Here is an 18,480-nt window from a genome sequence, read left to right on the forward strand (position 1 = left end):
ATCCACTGGCGCTTCGGCGTCGACTCCGCCCGCCAGAAGCTGGGCAAGTCCTATCCGCTGACGGCGCAGGCGGCAGTGCACAAGGCCGCCGCCTGAACCATTCAGAATCCCTGTGTCGGCGTACTAGCGGTCGCGAAGCACCGCCGGTCCGTGCCTGACACGGACCGGTGGCGACGGATTCTTCGGACGCGGCGCCATCCGCGCGCTGAAGGCCATCAGCCGCGCTCCGGGGCGTGGCGGCGCAGCCACTCCATCACCGGGGGCCAGAGCGTGGCGGCATGGCGCTCAAGGAAGAAGCCGAAGTGGGCGATGCCCTGGCCGGCGCTGTCCTCCGGGGAGAACTGCCGGCGCTCCACGGCGCAGCCGGTGAGGTGCTCGCAGAGGAGGTCGATGGATTCGGGAGGCGCCCAGGGGTCGTCGTCCAGGCCGATGGCCAGCACCGGAATGCAGGGCCGGCGGAAGCGGGCCGCGGCTTCCACGCCGGGGTCGTCGAAGAAGAAGCGGGGCAGCGACGTCCAGCGGCTCCAGTCGAGCATCACCTGGGCGGGCACGTCTTCGCCCATGCCGAGCCTCCGGTAGGGCATGTAGCCGAGGATCCGCGCGCAGAGCGGCCCGATGACCTTCAGGAACATCGCGACCAGCACGCGCTCCTTCCTGGAGCGGACGAACCGCAGGCTCCCGGCGTGGGGCACCACCATCGCCACTGCGGTGAGGCGCTGGCTGCTCGCGCTCAGCCCGACGGCCTGACCGCCGAAGCCGTGTCCCACGGCCAGCAGCGGCAGCCCCGGGTTTCGCTCCGCCGCCCACCGGGTCACCGCGTCCACGTCCAGGTCGGCCCAGGTGAGGAACCCGGCACGCGTCCGCTTCGCCACGCCGGAAGGGTTCACGCCCCGGTAGTTGTAGGTCACCGCCGCGAATCCGTCGTCCGTCAGCCGCGCGGCGAACGCGAAGTACATACTCGCGGGCATGGCCGTGGCGGGATGCATCAGCACCACGCCCCGGACAGGGCCCTCCGGGCTGTGCAGCGTGGCGTGCAGCTCGAAGCCATCGGCGCAGGTGATGCGATGCGGAGTCGAGCGTGCCATGGGCCCCAGAGCGGCTTCGCAAGAGAACCTATCGGCTAACATGTGACTCCAGACCGGGCAAGGCCGCGCCCCGCGGCCGGTGCGGAAGGCTCGTATGGGTGACACACTGCCCTTCCCTTCCAGGAGCCCGGCCCATGTCATGGAGCACATGGACTGAGCGCCGTTCACTTCGCGGGAGGCCGTGCCTCCAGCAGGCCCCGCACGAACGCCGCCACGGGGCCGGCCAGCTCCGAGAGCCGGTCGACGCGATCCTCCTCCACGGCCTCCAGGATGAGCTCGTTGATGCCGCCCACGAGCGCCATGGCGATGGCGGGCGACAGCGTGGCCCCGGTGCCCGCCGCGTCGAACTCCCGCCGCATCAGCTCCGCGAAGCTGCGCATCACCTGGCGGCGCAGCTCGAAACCCTTCGGACCGACATGCAATATCTCCACGAGGAGCGTCCGCACGAGCCCTGGCCGGCTCTGGAGGCTGGAGAGGTACACGGCCGCGCCAATGCTGGCCCGCATCTCCCCAGGAGGCGCGTGCTGGATGGCCGCTTGAATCTCCGACAGGAGCCGCGCGCTCTGCGCCGCGTAGAGCGCCAGCAGACACGCGTCCTTGTCCTCGAAGTGCTCGTAGAACGTGCGCTTCGACACGTGCGCGTGCCGCACGATGTCCGCGATGGTCAGCCGGGCGTAGCCCAGCTCCACGATGGCCTTCGCCAGGCCCGCGACGAGCCGCTCCCGGGGGGACTCACCTGCTTGCTCGGAGGGGGACGTCACGCGGCTCCTCGGGGTGGTACTTGACCGTACCAGATGACACTGCTACCTCTGCTCAACAGACGCATAGGCTGGGTACCTTCCTGTACCACGAGGAGTCCCGTGATGCCCCTGTCCTCCGCCGAGCCGTCCTCGCACGTCGATGTGTTGATCATCGGCGCGGGCCTGTCGGGCATCGGCGCCGCGTACCATTTGCAGGAGCGCTGCCCCACCCTGAGCTACGCCATCCTGGAGGGGCGCGGGGCCATGGGCGGCACGTGGGATTTGTTCCGCTACCCGGGCGTCCGCTCGGACTCGGACATGTACACGCTGGGCTACCGGTTCCGGCCGTGGCTGGGGGGAAAGGCCATCGCGGATGGGCCCTCCATCAAGGCGTACATCGAGGAGACCGCGGCGGAGTACGGCATCGACCAGCGGATCCGCTACCACCACCGCGTCACGCGCGCCGAGTGGTCCTCCGAGCACGCGCGCTGGACCGTGGACGTGGAGGTGGGCCCCGAACGCGCGCCCCTCCGCATGACGTGCGGCTTCCTCTACGCCTGCACCGGCTACTACGACTACGCGAGCGGCTACACGCCCACGTGGCCCGGCACCGAGCGCTTCCAGGGCCGCGTCGTGCATCCGCAGCACTGGCCCGAGGACCTGGACTACGGCGGCAAGCGAGTGGTCGTCATCGGCAGCGGAGCGACGGCGGTGACGCTGGTCCCCGCCATGGCCGACCGCGCCGCGCACGTCACGATGTTGCAGCGCTCGCCCACGTACATCGCGGATCAACCGGCCGAGGACGGCGTCGCCCGGGCGTTGAGGTACGTCCTCCCCCGGCGCGCGGCCTACGCGGTCGCGCGCTGGAAGAACGTCCTGCGCGGCATGCTCCTCTACGGTTTCGCGCGCAGCCGGCCGGGCCTGTTCAAGTGGCTCCTGCGCTTGGGTGTACGGAAGGCGCTCGGCAAGACATACGACGTCGATACGCACTTCGCGCCTCGCTACAACCCGTGGGACGAGCGGCTGTGCGTCGCTCCCGACGGAGACCTCTTCCGAGCCATCCGCGAGGGGCGCGCCTCCATGGTGACGGACCACATCGAGTCCTTCACCGAGACGGGCCTCCAGTTGCGCTCGGGCGCGCACGTGGACGCGGACATCATCGTCACCGCCACGGGGCTGAACGTGAAGATCCTCAGCGGCGTGTCGCTGTCCGTGGACGGCGAGCCCGTCCAGCTGGCGAGGACGCTCGCGTACAAGGGGATGATGTTCAGCGACGTGCCCAACCTCGTCGCGGCCTTCGGGTACACCAACGCGTCGTGGACCCTGAAGTGCGACCTGGTGGCCGAGTACACCTGCCGCCTGCTCAACCACATGAAGCGGCACGGCTACACGCAATCCGTGCCCCGCGTGACGGGCCCGGCCATGACGCCGGAGCCCGTGCTCGACTTCCGCTCCGGCTACGTGCAGCGCGCGCTGGACTCCCTGCCCCGCCAGGGCACGCGCGCCCCGTGGCGCCTGTACCAGAACTACGTCCGCGACCTGGTGATGATGCGCTACGGCCGCGTGGACGACGAAGCCATGGAGTTCAAGCGGTCCGGGAGCGCCGCCTCGGGACAGGCGCTGCTTCCAGACGTGGGCACCCGTCCCAACACGGAGGTGGCCCGTGGCTGAGCGCATGCGGCTTCAAGGCAGGACGGCGGTCGTCACGGGCGCGGCGAGCGGCATCGGCCGCGCCATCGCGGTCTGCCTGGCACGCAAGGGCTGTCACCTCGCGCTCGCGGACGTGAACGAGGCCGGGCTCGCGGAGACAGCGGACCTCGCGAAGGCGCCGGAGCTGCGCATCAGCCGCCACCGGCTGGACGTGTCCGACAAGGAGGCCGTGGAGGCCTTCCCGGCGAAGGTGACGGCGGAGCACCCCGGGGTCGACCTGCTCTTCAACAACGCGGGCGTCGCGCTCGGAGGTTCGTTCGAGCAGGTGAGCAACGACGACTTCGAGTGGCTGTTCGGCATCAACTTCTGGGGCGTGGTGCGCCTGAGCCGCGCCTTCCTGCCCCTGCTGCGCCAGAGCGACGACGCGCGGCTGGTGAACCTCTCCAGCGTCTTCGGCCTGGTGGCGCCGCCGGGACAGGTGGCCTACGCGGCGAGCAAGTTCGCCGTCCGCGGCTTCTCGGAGGGGCTGCGCCACGAGCTGGAGGGCACCACCGTGGGCGTCACCGTGGTGCACCCGGGCGGCGTCGCGACGGCCATCGCCGCGAGCGCCCGGGCCCCCACCGGGGCGACGGCCGAGGAGGTCACCCGCCGCCGCAAGTCGTTCCAGAAGATGTTGCGGCTCCCGGCGGAGGCCGCGGGCGACATCATCGTCCGAGGCGTCGAAGCGCGCGAGCCGCGCATCCTCGTGGGCAAGGACGCCGTGGCGCTGGCGATGCTCGCCCGCCTCTTCCCCGTGACGTACTGGAAGCTGCTCGGCTCGCGGCTGCGCTCCTGAATTCGTGCGGCACTGGCTATCCGTCCGCGTCCAGCCAGAAGAAGTCATTGCCGCTGGCCAGCGCCCTCTCCAGGAACTCGCTGAACGACGCGGCAATCTGCCGGGTCTCCGCCGGATCCGGGAACGTCTCGTGGAAGGCGTCGAGGAGAGGGTATCGCCCGTCCACCTGCCGCGCGACGTCCGCGAGGATGTAGTCCCCGTCCTGGAGGTACAGCAGGGTGTACCAGGAGGCGGGACCATAAGTGTCCGTGTCCTCGTGCCTCATCTTGACGCGCGCGCGCTCAATTTCGTCGAGCGGGAGAATGCGGTAGTTGGGCGCCTTCTCACGTGGAGCAAACAGCGTGGCGCCGTCGCAGTGCAGATAGAAGGCGCGCAGGTCATCGTCCAGTTGCCAGCCTACGCGCGCCTCGAAGGCCTCGACCTGGGCATGGGTGGCCGGAGGGTTGGGGAAGTGGCGAGCGGAGACTTCAGCGAGCAGGCGCCGCATGAGCGTCGTCATGGTGCCGTCCTCAATCCACGTAGGGCCGCGCGGGGCCCGGGGTGAGCCACTTGCCGCCAGGCGCGTAACAGGCGGGGTACTCCTTGCTGAAAAGGTCGTGCACGTCTGGAGGCGTGGGGAGGATGTTGCCGGGTGCCGTGGCCGGGCCTCCGTGCGCGAGGTCGAAGATGTGGTGGCCGGGCCAGGGGTCCTTGCCTGCTGGCCACGCGCCGAACTCCTGGGCCCAGTCCTCACGGAAGCCGGGACGCGCCTTGTTCCACTGCGTGCGCAACTGCTTGAGATTGGACGCTGCCGGATAGTCGCAACAGCAGTGGGTGATGGCGAGGCGGCCACCGGCCTCCGCGGGCATGAAGAGGTATCGCCCCTGCCAGTCGCCCTTGATATCGGCCAGCCACATGCAGCCCATGAGTGCGTAGCCCTGCGCCGCGCACTTCGACTGGCAGCGGGAGAGGAACTCGGCGCTGCACTGCCAGGGCCCGTAGTAGATGGTCGTGCGGAGCTGCCCACCGTCCGGAGTGCTGACGATGGGGCTGACCCACTTCGCCCGTGCCGGGCTGCCTCCCCCGCCGACGGTGGCAGAGCCGCACCCGGCGAGGAGCGCGACCGCGCACGCGGTGCGCGAGAAGGATTGCGAGGCTGGCATCGCGCATCATGTCAGCACGGCGGGCGCTGGAAGTTAACCTCTGCGGAGGAGTGATGCCCGGTTGAGTTCCTGAAACCTGTCCGACAGTCAGACAGGTCTGCGGAACAGGTCGCCCAGGTCCGCGGGCAGCTGCGACGCCACGGCGGCGACCTCCTCCTCGGGGATGCGGTCGCGCACGGCGGTGAACACCGCGGTGACGACGCGGAAGGCCTGGTCGGGCTTGATGTTCAGGTGATCCGCCACGTCGGTGATGAACTCATCGCGGCCAATGCGCTTGGCGCGTGAAGGTCCCCGGTGCACCGCGCAGGCCCCCAGGATGGCGCCGATGCCGCCGGGCAGCGCGCGGAAGAGCTTCACGTCCTCGCCATCCGACAGCCGCCGGGCGAGCGAGCAGAACACCGCGCTCGCGGCCTCCCGGGCCTCCAGGCCCTGGCTGTGCATGACGGCGTCCCCCTGGATTTCGTCCAGGAACGGCTGGAGCTCGAGCGACTCGTCGCGCTCCTTGACGGGCACGGCGTGGGTGTCGGGAGGAACAGGCGTGGCCATGGCAGCGTCTCCGAAGGTTCAGGGCCCCAGGCGGGGCCGTGGTCCCGAAGACGCTGCGCACGTGCCAGGGGGCCTGCATCGTCCACCAGCGCCAGGGGCGCGCGGGCGGGCGGGCCACCGCTGAAGGCAGCTCCTCAGCGGGGCCGGGTGACCAGCTCCTTCCGTCCAACGGGACTGATGCCCCGCGCCAGCAGCTTGCGGGCCGCGAGCACGGACACGCAGTCATCCGTGCTGTGGATGTCGCCGTAGAACGTCAGCAGCGTGGCGGGCTCCACCACGCGCATGTCGCCCACCTGGACGGACGGAACGTCGCGGACGAACACGTCCAGGATGACCTTCGCACCCTCCAGGTACTTCGCGTACCGGTAGAAGTTCGTGGACGTCGCGTCGAAGCGCGTCCAGATGCGCGCGAAGCCCCGGGCGGTCAGCAGCGGAATCAGCTCCGCGAAGCGCTCCGGCGCGACGAAGAGGTCCACGTCCTTGTGGTCGTGATCGATCTTCAGCTCTTCGTGCGGCGGGGCCATGAAGTGCCAGGCCCAGCCGCCGGAGAAGGTGACGAGCGGCGCCAGGGCCCGCAGCTCCACCTCCGAAATGCGAAGGCGTTCCGCGTTCCAGGCCTCCTCCGCCCGCTTTGGATTGCGTGGGTCGCCCATGGCGTCCTCCCGAGTGGCGCGGAAGGACGCGATGTCTCCAGGAACCTGACCAGCGCCCTACCCGTGCGGCACCGGCCGGGGCTCGTCGTGGACGGAGGGTGAGTCGTCCCCGCCCTTCCCCTTGCTGAACCGGTTGCCCAGCCGCGTCTTGATGCGGTCCGCGACGACGTAGAACGCGGGCACCACGAGCAGGCTCAAGACGGTGGACACGGAGAGGCCGCCCAGCACCGCGACGGACATGGGAGCGCGCGTCTCGCTGCCCGCGCCCAGCGCCAGCGCCGCCGGCACCGCGGCCATCATCGTCGCCATGGACGTCATCAGGATGGGCCGCAGGCGCACCGGTCCCGCGCGCAGCATGGCCTGCATCGCGTCCGCGCCCTGCTCGCGCTGCTGGAGCGCGTAGTCCACCAGGATGATGGAGTTCTTCTTCACGATGCCCATCAAGAGCAGCAGGCCGATCATGCTGAAGATGTTCAGCGTGTGCCCCGTGACGAGCAGCGCGAACGACGCGCCCGCCACCGACAGCGGCAGGATGGTGAGCACCGTCACCGGGTGCAGGAACGAATTGAACTGCGCGCCCAGCACCATGTACGCGACGGCGATGCCCAGGAAGAGCGCGAAGATGAGGCTGCTCATCGAGTCGCGGAAGGCCACGCTCGCGCCGCCCGCCACCACGCGGATGCCGCCGGGCAGGTTCTTGCCCAGGGACTCCACCGTGGCCAGCGCCTCCTCCTGGTTGGACCCCGGCGCCACGTTGGCGTAGATGCTGATGGCGCGCTCACGGTCGCGGCGGGTGATGGCCTGGAGCGCGGGCAGCTCTTCCTGCGTCACCAGCGACGACAGCGGCACCAGCATGTTGTTCGCCGTGCGGACCTTCAAGAGCGACAGGTCCTCCGGCCGCGAGCGCTGGCTCGCGAGCAGCCGCATGCGCACGTCGATGCGCCGCCCGCCGCTGCTGTACTTGCCCACACGCACGCCACCCACCAGCGCGTTCACCGTGGACGCCACCGCCTGGATGGGCACGCCCAGGTCCGCCGCGCGGGCGCGGTCCGGGGTGATGCGCAGCTCCGGCTGGCCCAGCTGGTAGTCCGTGTCCAGGTCCACCACCTTGCCGGACGCCTGGAGCTCCTCGCGCAAGGACTGGCTCGCCTCCACCAGCTTGTCCCAGTCCGACCCGCGCACGCTGAACTCCACCGGGAAGCCCCGCTGCGCGGTGAAGCCCGCCTGGGACAGGTCCTGCACCACCGCGCGCAGGCCCGGGTAGCTGTTCAGCTCCTTGCGCAGCACCTGCGCGAACTCCGCCTGCGACATGCGCTGATCCGTCGGCACCAGCGTCAGGTTCATGTTGCCGGCGTTCACGGCGGACCCGCTGCCGCCGCCGCCCACCACCACGAACACGCGCGTCACCTCCGGACGGCTGGCGACGAACTCCTCCGCGCGCTTGAAGAGGCGGTTGGTCTCCGCCAGGCTGCTGCCCACCGCCGTCTGCAGGCGCACGGACATGCGGCCCTGGTCCTGCGACGGAACGAACTCGCCCGGCAGCGCCTTGAACGCGAACGCGCTCAGGATGAGCATGGCCGCCGCGGCCAGCAGCACGCGCCAGGGCCGCACCAGCCCCCAGCCCAGCACCCGCGCGTACAGCGCCTCCAGCTTGGAGAAGGCCTTGTCCACCACCACGCCAACGCGGCTGCGGTGCTCGCGAGACGTCTTGAGCAGCTGCGCGCAGCGCGCGGGCGCCAGGGTGATGGCCTCCACGTAGGACAGGAGCACCGCCACGCACAGCGTGACGCCGAACTGGAGGAAGAACCGGCCGATGATGCCCTTCATGAAGACGACCGGCAGGAAGATGGCCACCACCGCCAGCGTCGCCGCCAGGGCCGCGAAGGTGATCTCCGCCGTGCCTTCACGCGCGGCGCTCACCCGGTCCTTCCCCTCCTCCGCGTGCCGGAAGATGTTCTCCAGCACCATGATGGCGTCATCCACCACGATGCCCACCGCCAACGCCAATCCCAGCAGCGTGAAGGTGTTGAGCGTGAAGCCCAGGAAGTAGATGACCGCCACCGTCCCCAACAGCGACATGGGAATGGCGAGCACCACGTTGAGCGTGCTGGAGAGCGACCCCAGGAACACCCAGCACACGAACGCTGTGAGGATGCACGCGAGCAGCAGCTCGAACTCGATCTCGTGCACGCTCTCCTCGATGAACTGCGTCGAGTCGAAGTTGATGCTCGCGCTCATGCCCTCCGGCAGCTCCTTCTGGAGCTGCGCCAGTTGCTCGCGCACCGCCTGGGCCACCGCCACCGCGTTCGCGCCGCGCTGCTTCTTGATGCCCATGGCCTGGGCGGGCTCGCCGTTCACGCGCGCCAGGCGCCGCTCGTCCTCGAAGCCGTCCTCCACGATGGCCACGTCGTGCAGGTACACCGTGCGCCCGTTCTCCTCGCGCACCGCCACGTTCGCCAGGGTCTCCAGGTCCAGCGCCTCGCCCATGAAGCGCACGTTGACCTCGCGGCCTTGCGTCTCGATGCGGCCGGCGGGCAGCTCCACGTGCTCGCGCTGGAGCGCGGCGATGACGTCCGTCACGGTGAGCGCGTGCGCGTCCAGCTTCTGCGCGTCCACCCAGATGCGCACGTTGCGCTCCAAGAGGCCGCCCAGGATGACCTCGCCCACGCCGGGCACCGTCTGCAGGCGCTCCTTCACGCGGTAGCGGGCGAAGTCGCTCACCACCTGCTGGGAGAAGGGCCCGGCCACGCCCAGCCACATGATGGGCTGGTCCTCCGGGTTGGACTTGGAGACGACGGGCGGATCGATGTCCAGCGGCAGCCGGCGCTGGGCCTGGCTCACCTTGGTCTGCACGTCCTGCAGCGCCAGGTCCACGTTGCGCGACAGGTCCAGCTCCACCGTGATGTTGGCGCTGCCCTGGCGCGCGGAGGACGTGATGCTCTTGACGCCCTCCACCTGCGTGACGGCCTCTTCGATGAACTCGACGACGTCCGACTCCACCGCCTCCGGGTTGGCGCCCTCCCACGACACGGAGATGTTGATGGTGGGGAAGTCGACGTCCGGGAACTGGCTGATGCCGATGCGCTGGGCCGCCACCAGTCCGAAGATGATGGTCGCCGCCATGATCATCCAGGCGAACACCGGCTTCTTGATGCAGACGTCGGTGATGCTCATGGACGGCCCTCCGCGCCCGCGTTCGGGTGGGTGTCGCCGCGGGCCTCGGCCGGGGGCTGCTCACCGCCCACCTTCGGCTTCGGGCGCGCCTCTTCCACGCGCACGGCCACGCCGTCGCGCAGGGCCTCCGCGCCGCGCACCACCAGCGTCTCACCGGGCTTGAGGCCTTCCTTCACCTCCACCCGCCCGTCCGGCGTGCGCAGGCCCAGCTCCAGGATGCGCTCGCGCGCCTTGTTGTCCGTCACCACGAACGCCAGGAAGCCGCGCTCGCTGGGGCGGATGGCCGTCTGCGGAATCACCGGGCTGTCCCCGCGCGACCCCACCGGCACGCTCACCGTGGCGAAGGCGCCCGGGCGCAGCTTCTGCGCGGCCTCGCCCGTCACCTCCGCGGTCACCGCCACCATGCGGCTCTGCGCGTCCGCGCTCGCGGACACGTAGGTGATCTTCGCCTCATACGCGCCGCCGTCCGAGCGCACCGTGAAGCGCGCGGGCATCCCCGGAGTGATCCGCGTCACGTCCGCCGCGGGCACGTTGAAGCGCAGGAGCAGCGGCTCCCGGCGCAAGAGCGTGGCCAGCACCACGCCCGGCTGCACGTACTGGCCCGTCTGCACCGTGCGCGTCTGGAGGATGCCGTCCATGGGAGCGCGCACGTAGGCGTCGCGCTGGTTGAGCTGCGCCTGGTCCAACGCCGCCTTCGCGGCCGCCACGTCCGCCTGGGCGGTGGCGGCGCGGGCCTGGTACGTCTCCAACTGTTCGGCGGGCAGCAGGCCCGGGCTCTGCGCGTTGACCTCCGCGCGGCGCTGGGCCCCGGCCTTGGCCTCCACCAGCGAGGCCTGGGCCTTCTGCAGCGCGGCCTCCGCGGCGCGCACGGCGATGGCGTAGCGCGCGGGTTCGATCTCCGCGAGCGTGTCGCCCTTCTTCACCGACTGGCCTTCCGCGAAGGACACTTTTTCCAGGGCGCCCGGCACGCGCGCGGTGATCTGCACGCTCTCGAAGGCCTCCACGGCGCCCACGGCGCTGACCGCGTACTCCACGTCACGCGCCTCCACGGGCGCGACCTCCACGGGGAACTGGGTGGGACCCCGGCCCGCGCCCTTGCCGCCTTGCGCGGTCGCTTCCTTCTTGCATCCAGGGGCCAGGGCCAGCACGGCCAGCGACAGGGCCAGCACTCCAGTGCGTTGCATTGCCTTCACGGTTCCTTCCCCAGTGGATTCAGTCCGACAGCGGCCCGCAGGCCCAACAGCGCCACGCCCAGCCCATAGCGGTTCTGGGCGAGCGCCACCTCCGCCTCGAAGAGGCTGAGCGACGCGTCCGCCACGGTGAGCGCGGTGGACAGGCCCTGGCGGTAGAGGATGCCTGTTTCCGCGGCGTTCTTCCGCGCCGCCTTCGCCGCCTGCTCGCTCTGCGCCAGCGCGGCCCGCGCCGTCTCCAGGTTCACCCTCGCCTGCTCGATGTCCACCGGCACGCGGCGCGTCGCGGCCTGGGTGTTCAGCTCCGCGACGTTGGCGTTGGCCACGCGCTCGTCACGCTCGGCGTAGCGGGTGCCGCCGTCGAAGAGCGTCCAGGTGAGGTCCAGGGCGAGGAAGCCATCCCCGACGTTGCCGTTGAGGCCCGCCTCGTTGGTGAGGCGGTACTGCGCGCTCGCGCCCAGCGACGGCAGCAGGCGCGCCAGGGGCTCCTTCGCGCTCTCCCGCAGCGAGCGCACGCGCAGGCGCGCGGAGAGGATGTCCGGCCGCCGGTCCGTGGCCCCCTGCGTGAGCAGCTCCAGGGGCGGCGTGGGCTGGATGGCGTCCGCGAGCAGCGGCTCCGGCGGCGAAAGCTCCCCCTGCACCGGCTCCACGAGCAGGTAGCCCAGCTCCAGGCGGCTCGTCTCCGCGCTGCCCAGGGCGGCGGCGAGGTTGGACTCGGCGGTGGCCAGCTCCAGCTCCGCGCGCGTGACGTCGTTGGTGCTGGCGAGCCCGGAGCTGGCGCGGGCCTGCGCGTCCGCCAGGCTCTGCTTCGCGTAGGCCAGGCGCTGCTCGGCGGCCTGGTACACCTGCTGGTTGGCCAGGGTGACGAGGAAGGCGTTGGCGGCGCTGAAGGCCACCTGGCGGCGCGTCTCCACGGCGTCCAGCTTGGAGGCCTCGCTCTCCAGCTTCGCGGCCTTGTAGAGCGGGAAGCCGCGCGCGTCGAAGAGGGCCATCCGGCCGGAGAAGACCGCGCCCAGCGCGTTGAACTTTTGGAGCACGACGGTCTGTCCGCCGACCTCGCGCGTGGACTCACGCAGGCGCCGCGTGTAGGTGCCAGCGGCCGTGATGGTGGGCAGGAAGAAGGCGCGGGCGCGGGCGACGCGGGCCTGTGCGGCCTCTGCGGACTGCCCCGCGGCGAGCACGGCCTCGTTCTTCTGCGAGGCCAGCTCCACGGCGCGCTCCAGGGTCAGCGGCGCGGCCCCGGCGTCCGGCTTCGGCGGCTTGGGGAAGGCGCTGGCGGGAGCCTCGGCGGCGGCGGGCGCCCCGGAGGTGGGAGGCGGCGTCTGGGCGGAGGCGTCCGGGGCCAGCGCGCAGAGGCAGGCACCCAGGGGCGCGGCGAAGAGGGCACGGCGGACGGTAGGCATAAGGCGTGCGGTGGAACGGGCCAATGTTGAAAGGTCAGCGGCCCCTATACACGGAAGCCGTCATCCCGGGGGGGATGAGCGGAGCGTGTCTGGACGATGCCTCGCACAGCGGACTAAGGGTCGGGAAGAAGACTCTCGGGTTGAATTGCCGACGGGTTGCGACATCGCCCTACTCCGGGCGTGGGCGCGCCCCAGAATGCGTGTCCCATGCGTTTATTCCTGGTCGCTGTACTCGCGAGCGTCCTCGCGGGGTGCTCCAAGGGCGATGAGCTCAAGTCCGCCGCTCTGAAGGTCCAGCTTCATTACGAAGGATTTCGGCCGGGGTGCGTGACGCTGACGGTCACGGATCAGGCAGAGGTTTCCCGGCAGGTCACGACGAACGTGAACGTGTCCGCCGGTGCGCCTCCGGGCACGCTGTCCGTGGCGGTGTTCCGGCAGGCAGGCTGGAGCAACGACGTGAAGCTCCTGGCCCTGGCGCACGAGCAGTCCTGCGAAGGCGCCCGGGTGGCGACCGCGGAGGCCACCGCGAGCCTCGCGAAGGACGGCATCACGCCGGTGGACCTGCTGCTGGGCGCCATGGACGCGGACGGCGACGGCTTCGTGCGCAAAGAGGACAACGGCACGGACTGCGACGACCGCGATCCGGACCGCAAGGGCCCCGCGTCCTGGTACGAGGACCTGGACGGCGACAACTACGGCAACCGCCTGTTGCCCCCACGGGTGACGGCCTGCGAGGGGCCCGCGCTGACCGCGTCCCGGACCGGGGACTGCGACGACCGCGACCCGAGCGTCCATCCGGATCAGGCGGAGTTCCGGTGTGATGGCCGGGACGACAACTGCGATGACGTGAAGGACGAGTCGTTCGACGTGGGCGGCGACTGCTTCAACGACTCCCAGTGCCCCGGCGCGAACGTCTGCGGCAATGGAGGCGTCGTCTGCAACAGCACCGTCACGCCCACGGCTTACTACGTGGACGAGGACGGCGACGGAAAGGCGGGCGCGGAGGCGGGCCGGACGTGCGGACCGGTTCCCGCGGGCACGAGCGCGGTGTCCACCGACTGTGACGAAAGCACCGTCCATGTGGCGAACGGGCTTCCGGAGGTCTGCGACCGGCTGGACAACAACTGCGCGGGCGGCGTGGACGAGGGCGCCACCTGCGCCACGCTCAACTGGCGTGAGAACCAGCAGGTCGATGGGGATGTCCCCTGGAACGCCATCACCCTGCCTGGGGCCCAGGGGGCCTGGTTCGCGAGCAAGAACAAGCTTGCCTACGCCACCTCCACCACCCTGACGTCCTTCAAGTGTGGTGGGGATTGGAAGGCGGCGTGGACCAGCAGCACCGGGCGGGTGTTCCTGGCGGGCGCGAATGGAGAGCTCACCACCCGCACGCCAGCGGACCCGATCGGCACCGATTGCGTGCCCGTGGTCGCGGCCGGAAACACCAGCATGCTCAATGGGATTGTCGGGCTGGAACAGCCAGGCAGCGAGCCCGTCCTCTACGCCGTGGCGAGCAACGGAAACATCGTGCGTTGGCGCAGGCCGGATGCGCCCACGGTCGTGACCCAGGTCCCGGCCAACCTGCGAGCCATTGATGGCCTGGAGACACCTGACACGCTCATGGCCGTGGGCTTTGTCACCGTTGGAAACCAGTCGACGATCCGGGTCTTCCGCTCCAATTCAGATGGAAGCGCCTGGCAGGAGGATTCGTTCAACCCTCCCATCGAGGGCTCTCTGCGCGGAGTGGACGTCGTGAACAGCCGCCTTGCATTCGTGGCGGGAGATGATGGGCTGGTGCTCCAGGGATATCGCGGGGCGTGGAGCCAATTGCCCCAGGCCAGCTTCCTGGGAACCCGGCTCAACGCCCTGGACGTTCAGGGCCTGGCGCAGGGCAAGGTCTACGTGGCCGCCGGGCAGGGAGGCGTCTTCTTCTTCGATGGAAGCACCTGGCTCTCCGCCCACCCTGGCACGAACGCGCTCCGGTCCCTGGATTCGACCTCCCCCACGAACATCGGAGTCGTGGGCGACCATGGAACCGTCATCTACTGGCGGCCCTGAAGAGGAGCCATCTCCCGCCCCCATGGACCTGCGCGCCGAAGCCCTGACCCTCCGCTACGGCACCCGCACCGTGCTGGAGCCCACGGACTGCCACGTCCCGCCCGGCACGCAGGCGCTGGTGCTGGGGCGTTCGGGGTCGGGCAAGACGACGCTCCTGAAGGCCTTCGCGGGCCTCCTGCGCCCCTCCTCCGGACGGGTGACCTGGGACGGTCAGGACGTCGCCGGGCTCTCGGCGCCAGAGCGGCGCGCGCAGCAGGCGTCGTTCGGCTTCGTGTTCCAGACGGACGCGCTCTTCGACTCGCTGACGGTGCGGCAGAACGTGATGCAGCCGCTGCTCCGCCGCCGGGTGCCGCAAGACGAGGCCCGCGAGCGGACGGACGCGGTGCTGCGCTCGGTGGGGCTGGCGGACGCGGCGGACACGCTGCCGGAGCGGCTGTCCGGCGGCATGAAGAAGCGCGCGGGGCTCGCGAGGGCCATCGCGGCGAGGCCGGCGGTGCTGCTGGCGGATGATCCGTTCGCGGGCCTGGATCCCGGCACGGCGCGTCAGGTGGCGCGGGTGCTCCTGGAGGTCGCGGGCCAGGGAACGCTGCTGGTCGCGGCGCCGGAAGCGCCGGTGGATCTTCCCCTGCCCCGCTGGTTGTACCTGCGAAGCGGCAGACTGGTGCACGATGGGGCCCCGGCGCCGCAGCTCGAAAGCGCGCCGGACGAGGCCCTCGCATGATTCCGCGGTCCCAGCACCCGTGAGCACCACCGCCCTGGCGTGGCTGGGACGCTCGGCGATGCGGGCGGTGGGCGGCGTGGGAGCGCTGGCCCTGGTCGCGGGCCGCACGGCCTGGGGCCTGCGCAGGCTGGAGCGGCGCGAGTTGGCGCGAGGGCTGGTGCAGTTCGGCTACGGCTCACTGCCCCTGGCCTTGGCGACGGCGGCGCTGGCGGGCGTCATCGTGGTGGTGCAGGCGGCGCTCTACATCCAGCGCTTCGGGGCAAGGGCCTTCCTGGGATGGGCCGCGGGCTACGGCGTGCTGTGGGAGTTCGGCCCGCTGCTCTTGGGGCTGATCATGTCCGCGCGCATTGGCGCGAGGAACGCGGCGGAGCTGGCCACGCTGAAGGTGGGCGGACAGATTGAAGGCCTGCGAGGCATTGGCCTGGATCCGTTCGCGCTGCTGGTGGCGCCCCGCGTGGTGGCGATGGAGCTGAGCATGCTGGCGCTGAGCATGTTCACGTTCCTGGTGTCCATCCTCTGCGAGGCGGTGGCGGCCAGGCTCACGTTGGACCTGCCGGTGCGGGTGTTCTTCGGGACGTTCGCGCAGATGCTGAGCCCCTCCGACATCCTGGGGGGCGTGGTGAAGACGGGAGCGTTCGGGCTGGCCATCTCGCTGGTGTCCACGGCGGTGGGGCTCCGGGCGAAGGGAGGCGCCCGCGCCGTGGGAGAGGCCGCGGCGAGCGCGGTGGTGCTGGGCTGCGCGGCCATCTTCCTCCTGGACTTCCTGCTGACGACGGTGCTGTCCAGGTGGCTGGCATGAAGCGCGTGCTGACCTTCTTCGGAGCGCCGGGGGTGATGCTGGCGCGCACGGTGCGAGCGAGCGCGCGGGAGGGCATCCCCTGGCGTGAAACCCTGGCGCAGGTGCACGAGCTGGGCGGGCGCAGCGTGTGGCTGGTGATGTCCGGCATGGCCTTCTTCGGCGCGGTGCTGGTGATGATCGCCAACGCGCAGGCGAAGAAGCTGATCGGCAACGTGGCGGTGCTGGGCCCGGCCTACTTCGAGATGCTGGTGCGCGAACTGGGCCCCGCGGTGTCGGCGCTGCTGACGGCGTCGCGAGCGGGCGCGAGCCACTCCGCGGAGCTGGCCACGATGAGCGTGAACGAGCAGGTGGAGGCGCTGGAGATGTCCGCGGGGGATCCCTACGCGGACCTCGTGGCGCCCCGGGTGGTGGCGGGGTTGGTCGGGGTGCCGCTCCTGGGCGTGCTGGGGACGGTGGCGGCGACGGCGTCGGCGGTGCTGGTGGCGAGCGTGGCGTTGAACATCGACGGCCGGGCGTTCATGGACGCGAGGTACGTGGATGGGTGGGACGTGCTGGTGGGAGGGCTGAAGGTCGTGGCCTGCGGGCTGTACATCCCGCTCGCGGCGGCGGTGGCGGGGTTGAACGCCCGGGGCGGCGCGGAGGCGGTGGGCGAGGCCACGACGGAAGGCGTCGTGGCGGCCAGTCTGGGATGTCTGTTGATTGACCTGACGGTGTCGCTTGCGTTCCAGTTCGTGCGCCTGTGAATGACACCGGTCCGGACACGCTGATCTTCGAGGACGTGGCGATCGCCTTCGAGCAGGGCCGCCGCGTCCTGGACGGCCTGAGCGCGCAGGTCTCCACGCGAGAGCTGACGTTCATCGCGGGAGCGAGCGGCTCCGGCAAGAGCGTGCTGTGCCGCCTGGCGGTAGGCCTGTTGAAGCCGCAAGCCGGCAAGGTCACGCTGTTCGGGGAGCGGGTGGACACGCAGCCGGAGAGGACTCTGGTGACGCTCCGCCGCAGGGCGCCGTATCTGGTGCAGGGGCCCGCATTGCTGGACTGGAGGACGCTGAGAGAGAACGTGCGCCTCGCGGATCCAAACGCTCCGGAGGAAGCCGTGGAGACGGCGCTGGAGAAGGTGGGCCTGAAGGAATGGGCGGACCGGCTGCCGCCGGAGCTGGGGCCCGGGGCGAAGAAGCGGGCGGCCATCGCGAGGGCCCTGGTGCTCAAGCCGCGCTACCTGCTGTTGGACGAGCCAACGACGGGATTGGACCGGAGGGCGGCGATGCAGGTGGAGGCGGTGTTGGCGTCGTTGAAGGAGCAGGGCCTGGGGGCGCTGGTGGTGTCGCACGACTACCGGCAGTTGAGAGGCATCGCGGACCGGGTGCTGGTGGTGGCGAAGGGACGCAATGCGTACCTGGGGAGCCCGGAGGGCTTCCTGGAGTCCCCTGCCCCGGAGCTGCGGACGCTGACAGCGCCATTCATGGAGGGCGCGACGGATGGATGAGCAACGGCTGGAGTTGAAGGTCGGAGCGCTGGTGCTCGCGACGCTGGTGGGAGTGCTGGTGTTGCTCTGGTTGATGGGAGAGCTGACGCTGGGCCGGGGCGCGAAGCTGGAAGTGGACTTCGCGCACACGGGCAACGTGGTGCAGGGAGCCCCGGTGAAGCTGGGAGGCGTCCAGGTGGGCAAGGTGGACACCATCCACCTCCTGGCGGACCGAAGGGACGCGAAGGGCCTCCCCCTCCCCGTCCGCATGGACCTGTCCGTGGAGCCCGCGGCGAGGGGCGCCCTGCGCAAGGACGCCCGGGTAACCGTAGGAACGGTGGGCCTGCTGGGTGAGCCCTATCTGGAGTTGAACCCAGGCAACGCGGACGCGCCGCTGCCGGAGAAAGAGGCGCTCCGGGGCGTGGATGCGCCGCGCCTGGACCTGCTGTCTGAACAGCTGACCAAGTTCGTGACGTTGCTGTCGGACATGCTGGAGAAGGACCCGGAGGCTGTGACGGGCCTCGCCGCCAACGTGTCGCGATTGGCGAGGACGTTGGACGAGGTCCTGACGGAGAACAAAGGCGACGTGAAGGTCCTGGCCACGGAGCTGTCGGCGGCGTCGAAGGACCTGCGTCAGCTCGCGCAGCTGGCCAAGGAGTCCATGCAGCCCGGAGGCAAGGGAGCCCGGCTCCTGGACGATGCCTCCGCAGTGGCGGCCCTGATGCGAAAGGACCTCCCCGGCCTGACGAAGTCCGCCGGCACGACCCTGGACGGACTGGCGGCGGTGACAGGCCCACTGACGCCCGAGGACGGCCAGCAGGTGAAGCTGGCCCTCCAACGCTTCACTGCGGCAGCGGGGCAGCTAGAACAGATCGCCACCAAGGCGGACCGCATTCTGGGACAGCTAAATTCGGGCGAGGGAACCGGAGGCGCACTGCTCAAGGACCCATCGCTGTATAATGAGCTGCGAACCTTAGTCACGGATCTGCGAAAGCATCCCTGGAAAATCCTCTGGAAAGACTAAC

At 70.3% G+C, this 18,480-nt stretch carries 17 protein-coding genes; 8 read left to right on the plus strand and 9 right to left on the minus strand.

From position 1 onward, the window contains the following. Positions 1-215 precede the first annotated feature (215 nt). Together D7V80_RS22620 and D7V80_RS22625 are read right to left on the minus strand one after the other, a co-directional pair. On the minus strand, positions 216-1,085 hold the full coding sequence (locus D7V80_RS22620) for a serine aminopeptidase domain-containing protein (RefSeq protein ID WP_120590119.1): 870 nt from the start codon (positions 1,083-1,085) through the stop codon (positions 216-218). Between the two features lie 164 nt (positions 1,086-1,249). Beyond that, positions 1,250-1,846: a TetR/AcrR family transcriptional regulator gene (locus D7V80_RS22625; protein ID WP_158616678.1), complete on the minus strand. Its 597-nt coding sequence runs from the start codon at positions 1,844-1,846 to the stop codon at positions 1,250-1,252. Between the two features lie 102 nt (positions 1,847-1,948). Here D7V80_RS22625 and D7V80_RS22630 point away from each other — a divergent pair, with 102 nt between their 5' ends. Beyond that, positions 1,949-3,496 (plus strand): NAD(P)/FAD-dependent oxidoreductase, encoded by a 1,548-nt coding sequence (locus tag D7V80_RS22630; protein ID WP_120590121.1) that lies wholly within the window; start codon positions 1,949-1,951, stop codon positions 3,494-3,496. After that, positions 3,489-4,310, plus strand: a complete 822-nt coding sequence (locus D7V80_RS22635; protein WP_199738799.1) for an SDR family oxidoreductase — start codon at positions 3,489-3,491, stop codon at positions 4,308-4,310. Before D7V80_RS22630 ends, D7V80_RS22635 begins: the two co-directional genes overlap by 8 nt. Positions 4,311-4,326: 16 nt before the next feature. Here the strand turns inward: D7V80_RS22635 and D7V80_RS22640 are convergent, their stop codons facing one another. The 7 genes from D7V80_RS22640 to D7V80_RS22670 all read right to left on the minus strand — a co-directional run bounded on the left by D7V80_RS22640 (position 4,327) and on the right by D7V80_RS22670 (position 12,418). Next, positions 4,327-4,809 carry an SMI1/KNR4 family protein gene (locus tag D7V80_RS22640; RefSeq protein ID WP_199738800.1) on the minus strand — a complete coding sequence of 161 codons (483 nt, stop codon included), beginning with the start codon at positions 4,807-4,809 and terminating at the stop codon, positions 4,327-4,329. A 10-nt stretch (positions 4,810-4,819) separates the two neighbouring features. Next, positions 4,820-5,452 carry a hypothetical protein gene (locus D7V80_RS22645; protein WP_120590122.1) on the minus strand — a complete coding sequence of 211 codons (633 nt, stop codon included), beginning with the start codon at positions 5,450-5,452 and terminating at the stop codon, positions 4,820-4,822. A gap of 87 nt (positions 5,453-5,539) precedes the next feature. Beyond that, on the minus strand, positions 5,540-5,998 hold the full coding sequence (locus D7V80_RS22650) for a DUF2267 domain-containing protein (RefSeq protein ID WP_120590123.1): 459 nt from the start codon (positions 5,996-5,998) through the stop codon (positions 5,540-5,542). 134 nt (positions 5,999-6,132) lie between these two features. Further along, a complete protein-coding gene (locus D7V80_RS22655; protein ID WP_120590124.1) occupies positions 6,133-6,651 on the minus strand; it encodes a hypothetical protein in 519 nt (172 codons plus the stop codon). A gap of 57 nt (positions 6,652-6,708) precedes the next feature. Next, positions 6,709-9,825, minus strand: a complete 3,117-nt coding sequence (locus tag D7V80_RS22660; RefSeq protein WP_120590125.1) for an efflux RND transporter permease subunit — start codon at positions 9,823-9,825, stop codon at positions 6,709-6,711. Continuing rightward, a complete protein-coding gene (locus D7V80_RS22665) occupies positions 9,822-11,009 on the minus strand; it encodes an efflux RND transporter periplasmic adaptor subunit (RefSeq protein WP_120590126.1) in 1,188 nt (395 codons plus the stop codon). Before D7V80_RS22665 ends, D7V80_RS22660 begins: the two co-directional genes overlap by 4 nt. A gap of 5 nt (positions 11,010-11,014) precedes the next feature. Then, on the minus strand, positions 11,015-12,418 hold the full coding sequence (locus D7V80_RS22670; protein ID WP_120590127.1) for a TolC family protein: 1,404 nt from the start codon (positions 12,416-12,418) through the stop codon (positions 11,015-11,017). A gap of 207 nt (positions 12,419-12,625) precedes the next feature. Between D7V80_RS22670 and D7V80_RS22675 the strand changes: the two genes are divergently transcribed. Genes D7V80_RS22675 through D7V80_RS22700 form a run of 6 tightly spaced genes read left to right on the plus strand, consistent with a single transcriptional unit; the run spans position 12,626 to position 18,479 of the window. Further along, a complete protein-coding gene (locus D7V80_RS22675) occupies positions 12,626-14,473 on the plus strand; it encodes a putative metal-binding motif-containing protein (RefSeq protein WP_147447179.1) in 1,848 nt (615 codons plus the stop codon). 22 nt (positions 14,474-14,495) lie between these two features. Beyond that, a complete protein-coding gene (locus D7V80_RS22680) occupies positions 14,496-15,194 on the plus strand; it encodes an ABC transporter ATP-binding protein (RefSeq protein ID WP_120590129.1) in 699 nt (232 codons plus the stop codon). Positions 15,195-15,213: 19 nt separating this feature from the next. Continuing rightward, entirely contained in the window at positions 15,214-15,993 is a 780-nt protein-coding gene (locus D7V80_RS22685; RefSeq protein WP_233585620.1) for an ABC transporter permease, read from the plus strand. After that, entirely contained in the window at positions 15,990-16,736 is a 747-nt protein-coding gene (locus tag D7V80_RS22690) for an ABC transporter permease (protein WP_120590130.1), read from the plus strand. Before D7V80_RS22685 ends, D7V80_RS22690 begins: the two co-directional genes overlap by 4 nt. Beyond that, positions 16,733-17,476: an ATP-binding cassette domain-containing protein gene (locus D7V80_RS22695; RefSeq protein ID WP_120590131.1), complete on the plus strand. Its 744-nt coding sequence runs from the start codon at positions 16,733-16,735 to the stop codon at positions 17,474-17,476. Before D7V80_RS22690 ends, D7V80_RS22695 begins: the two co-directional genes overlap by 4 nt. Further along, a complete protein-coding gene (locus D7V80_RS22700) occupies positions 17,469-18,479 on the plus strand; it encodes an MlaD family protein (protein ID WP_120590132.1) in 1,011 nt (336 codons plus the stop codon). Before D7V80_RS22695 ends, D7V80_RS22700 begins: the two co-directional genes overlap by 8 nt. The last annotated feature ends 1 nt before the right edge of the window (position 18,480 follow it).

It is taken from the genome of Corallococcus sp. CA054B, from assembly GCF_003611625.1.
In the GTDB taxonomy this organism is placed as follows: domain Bacteria; phylum Myxococcota; class Myxococcia; order Myxococcales; family Myxococcaceae; genus Corallococcus; species Corallococcus coralloides.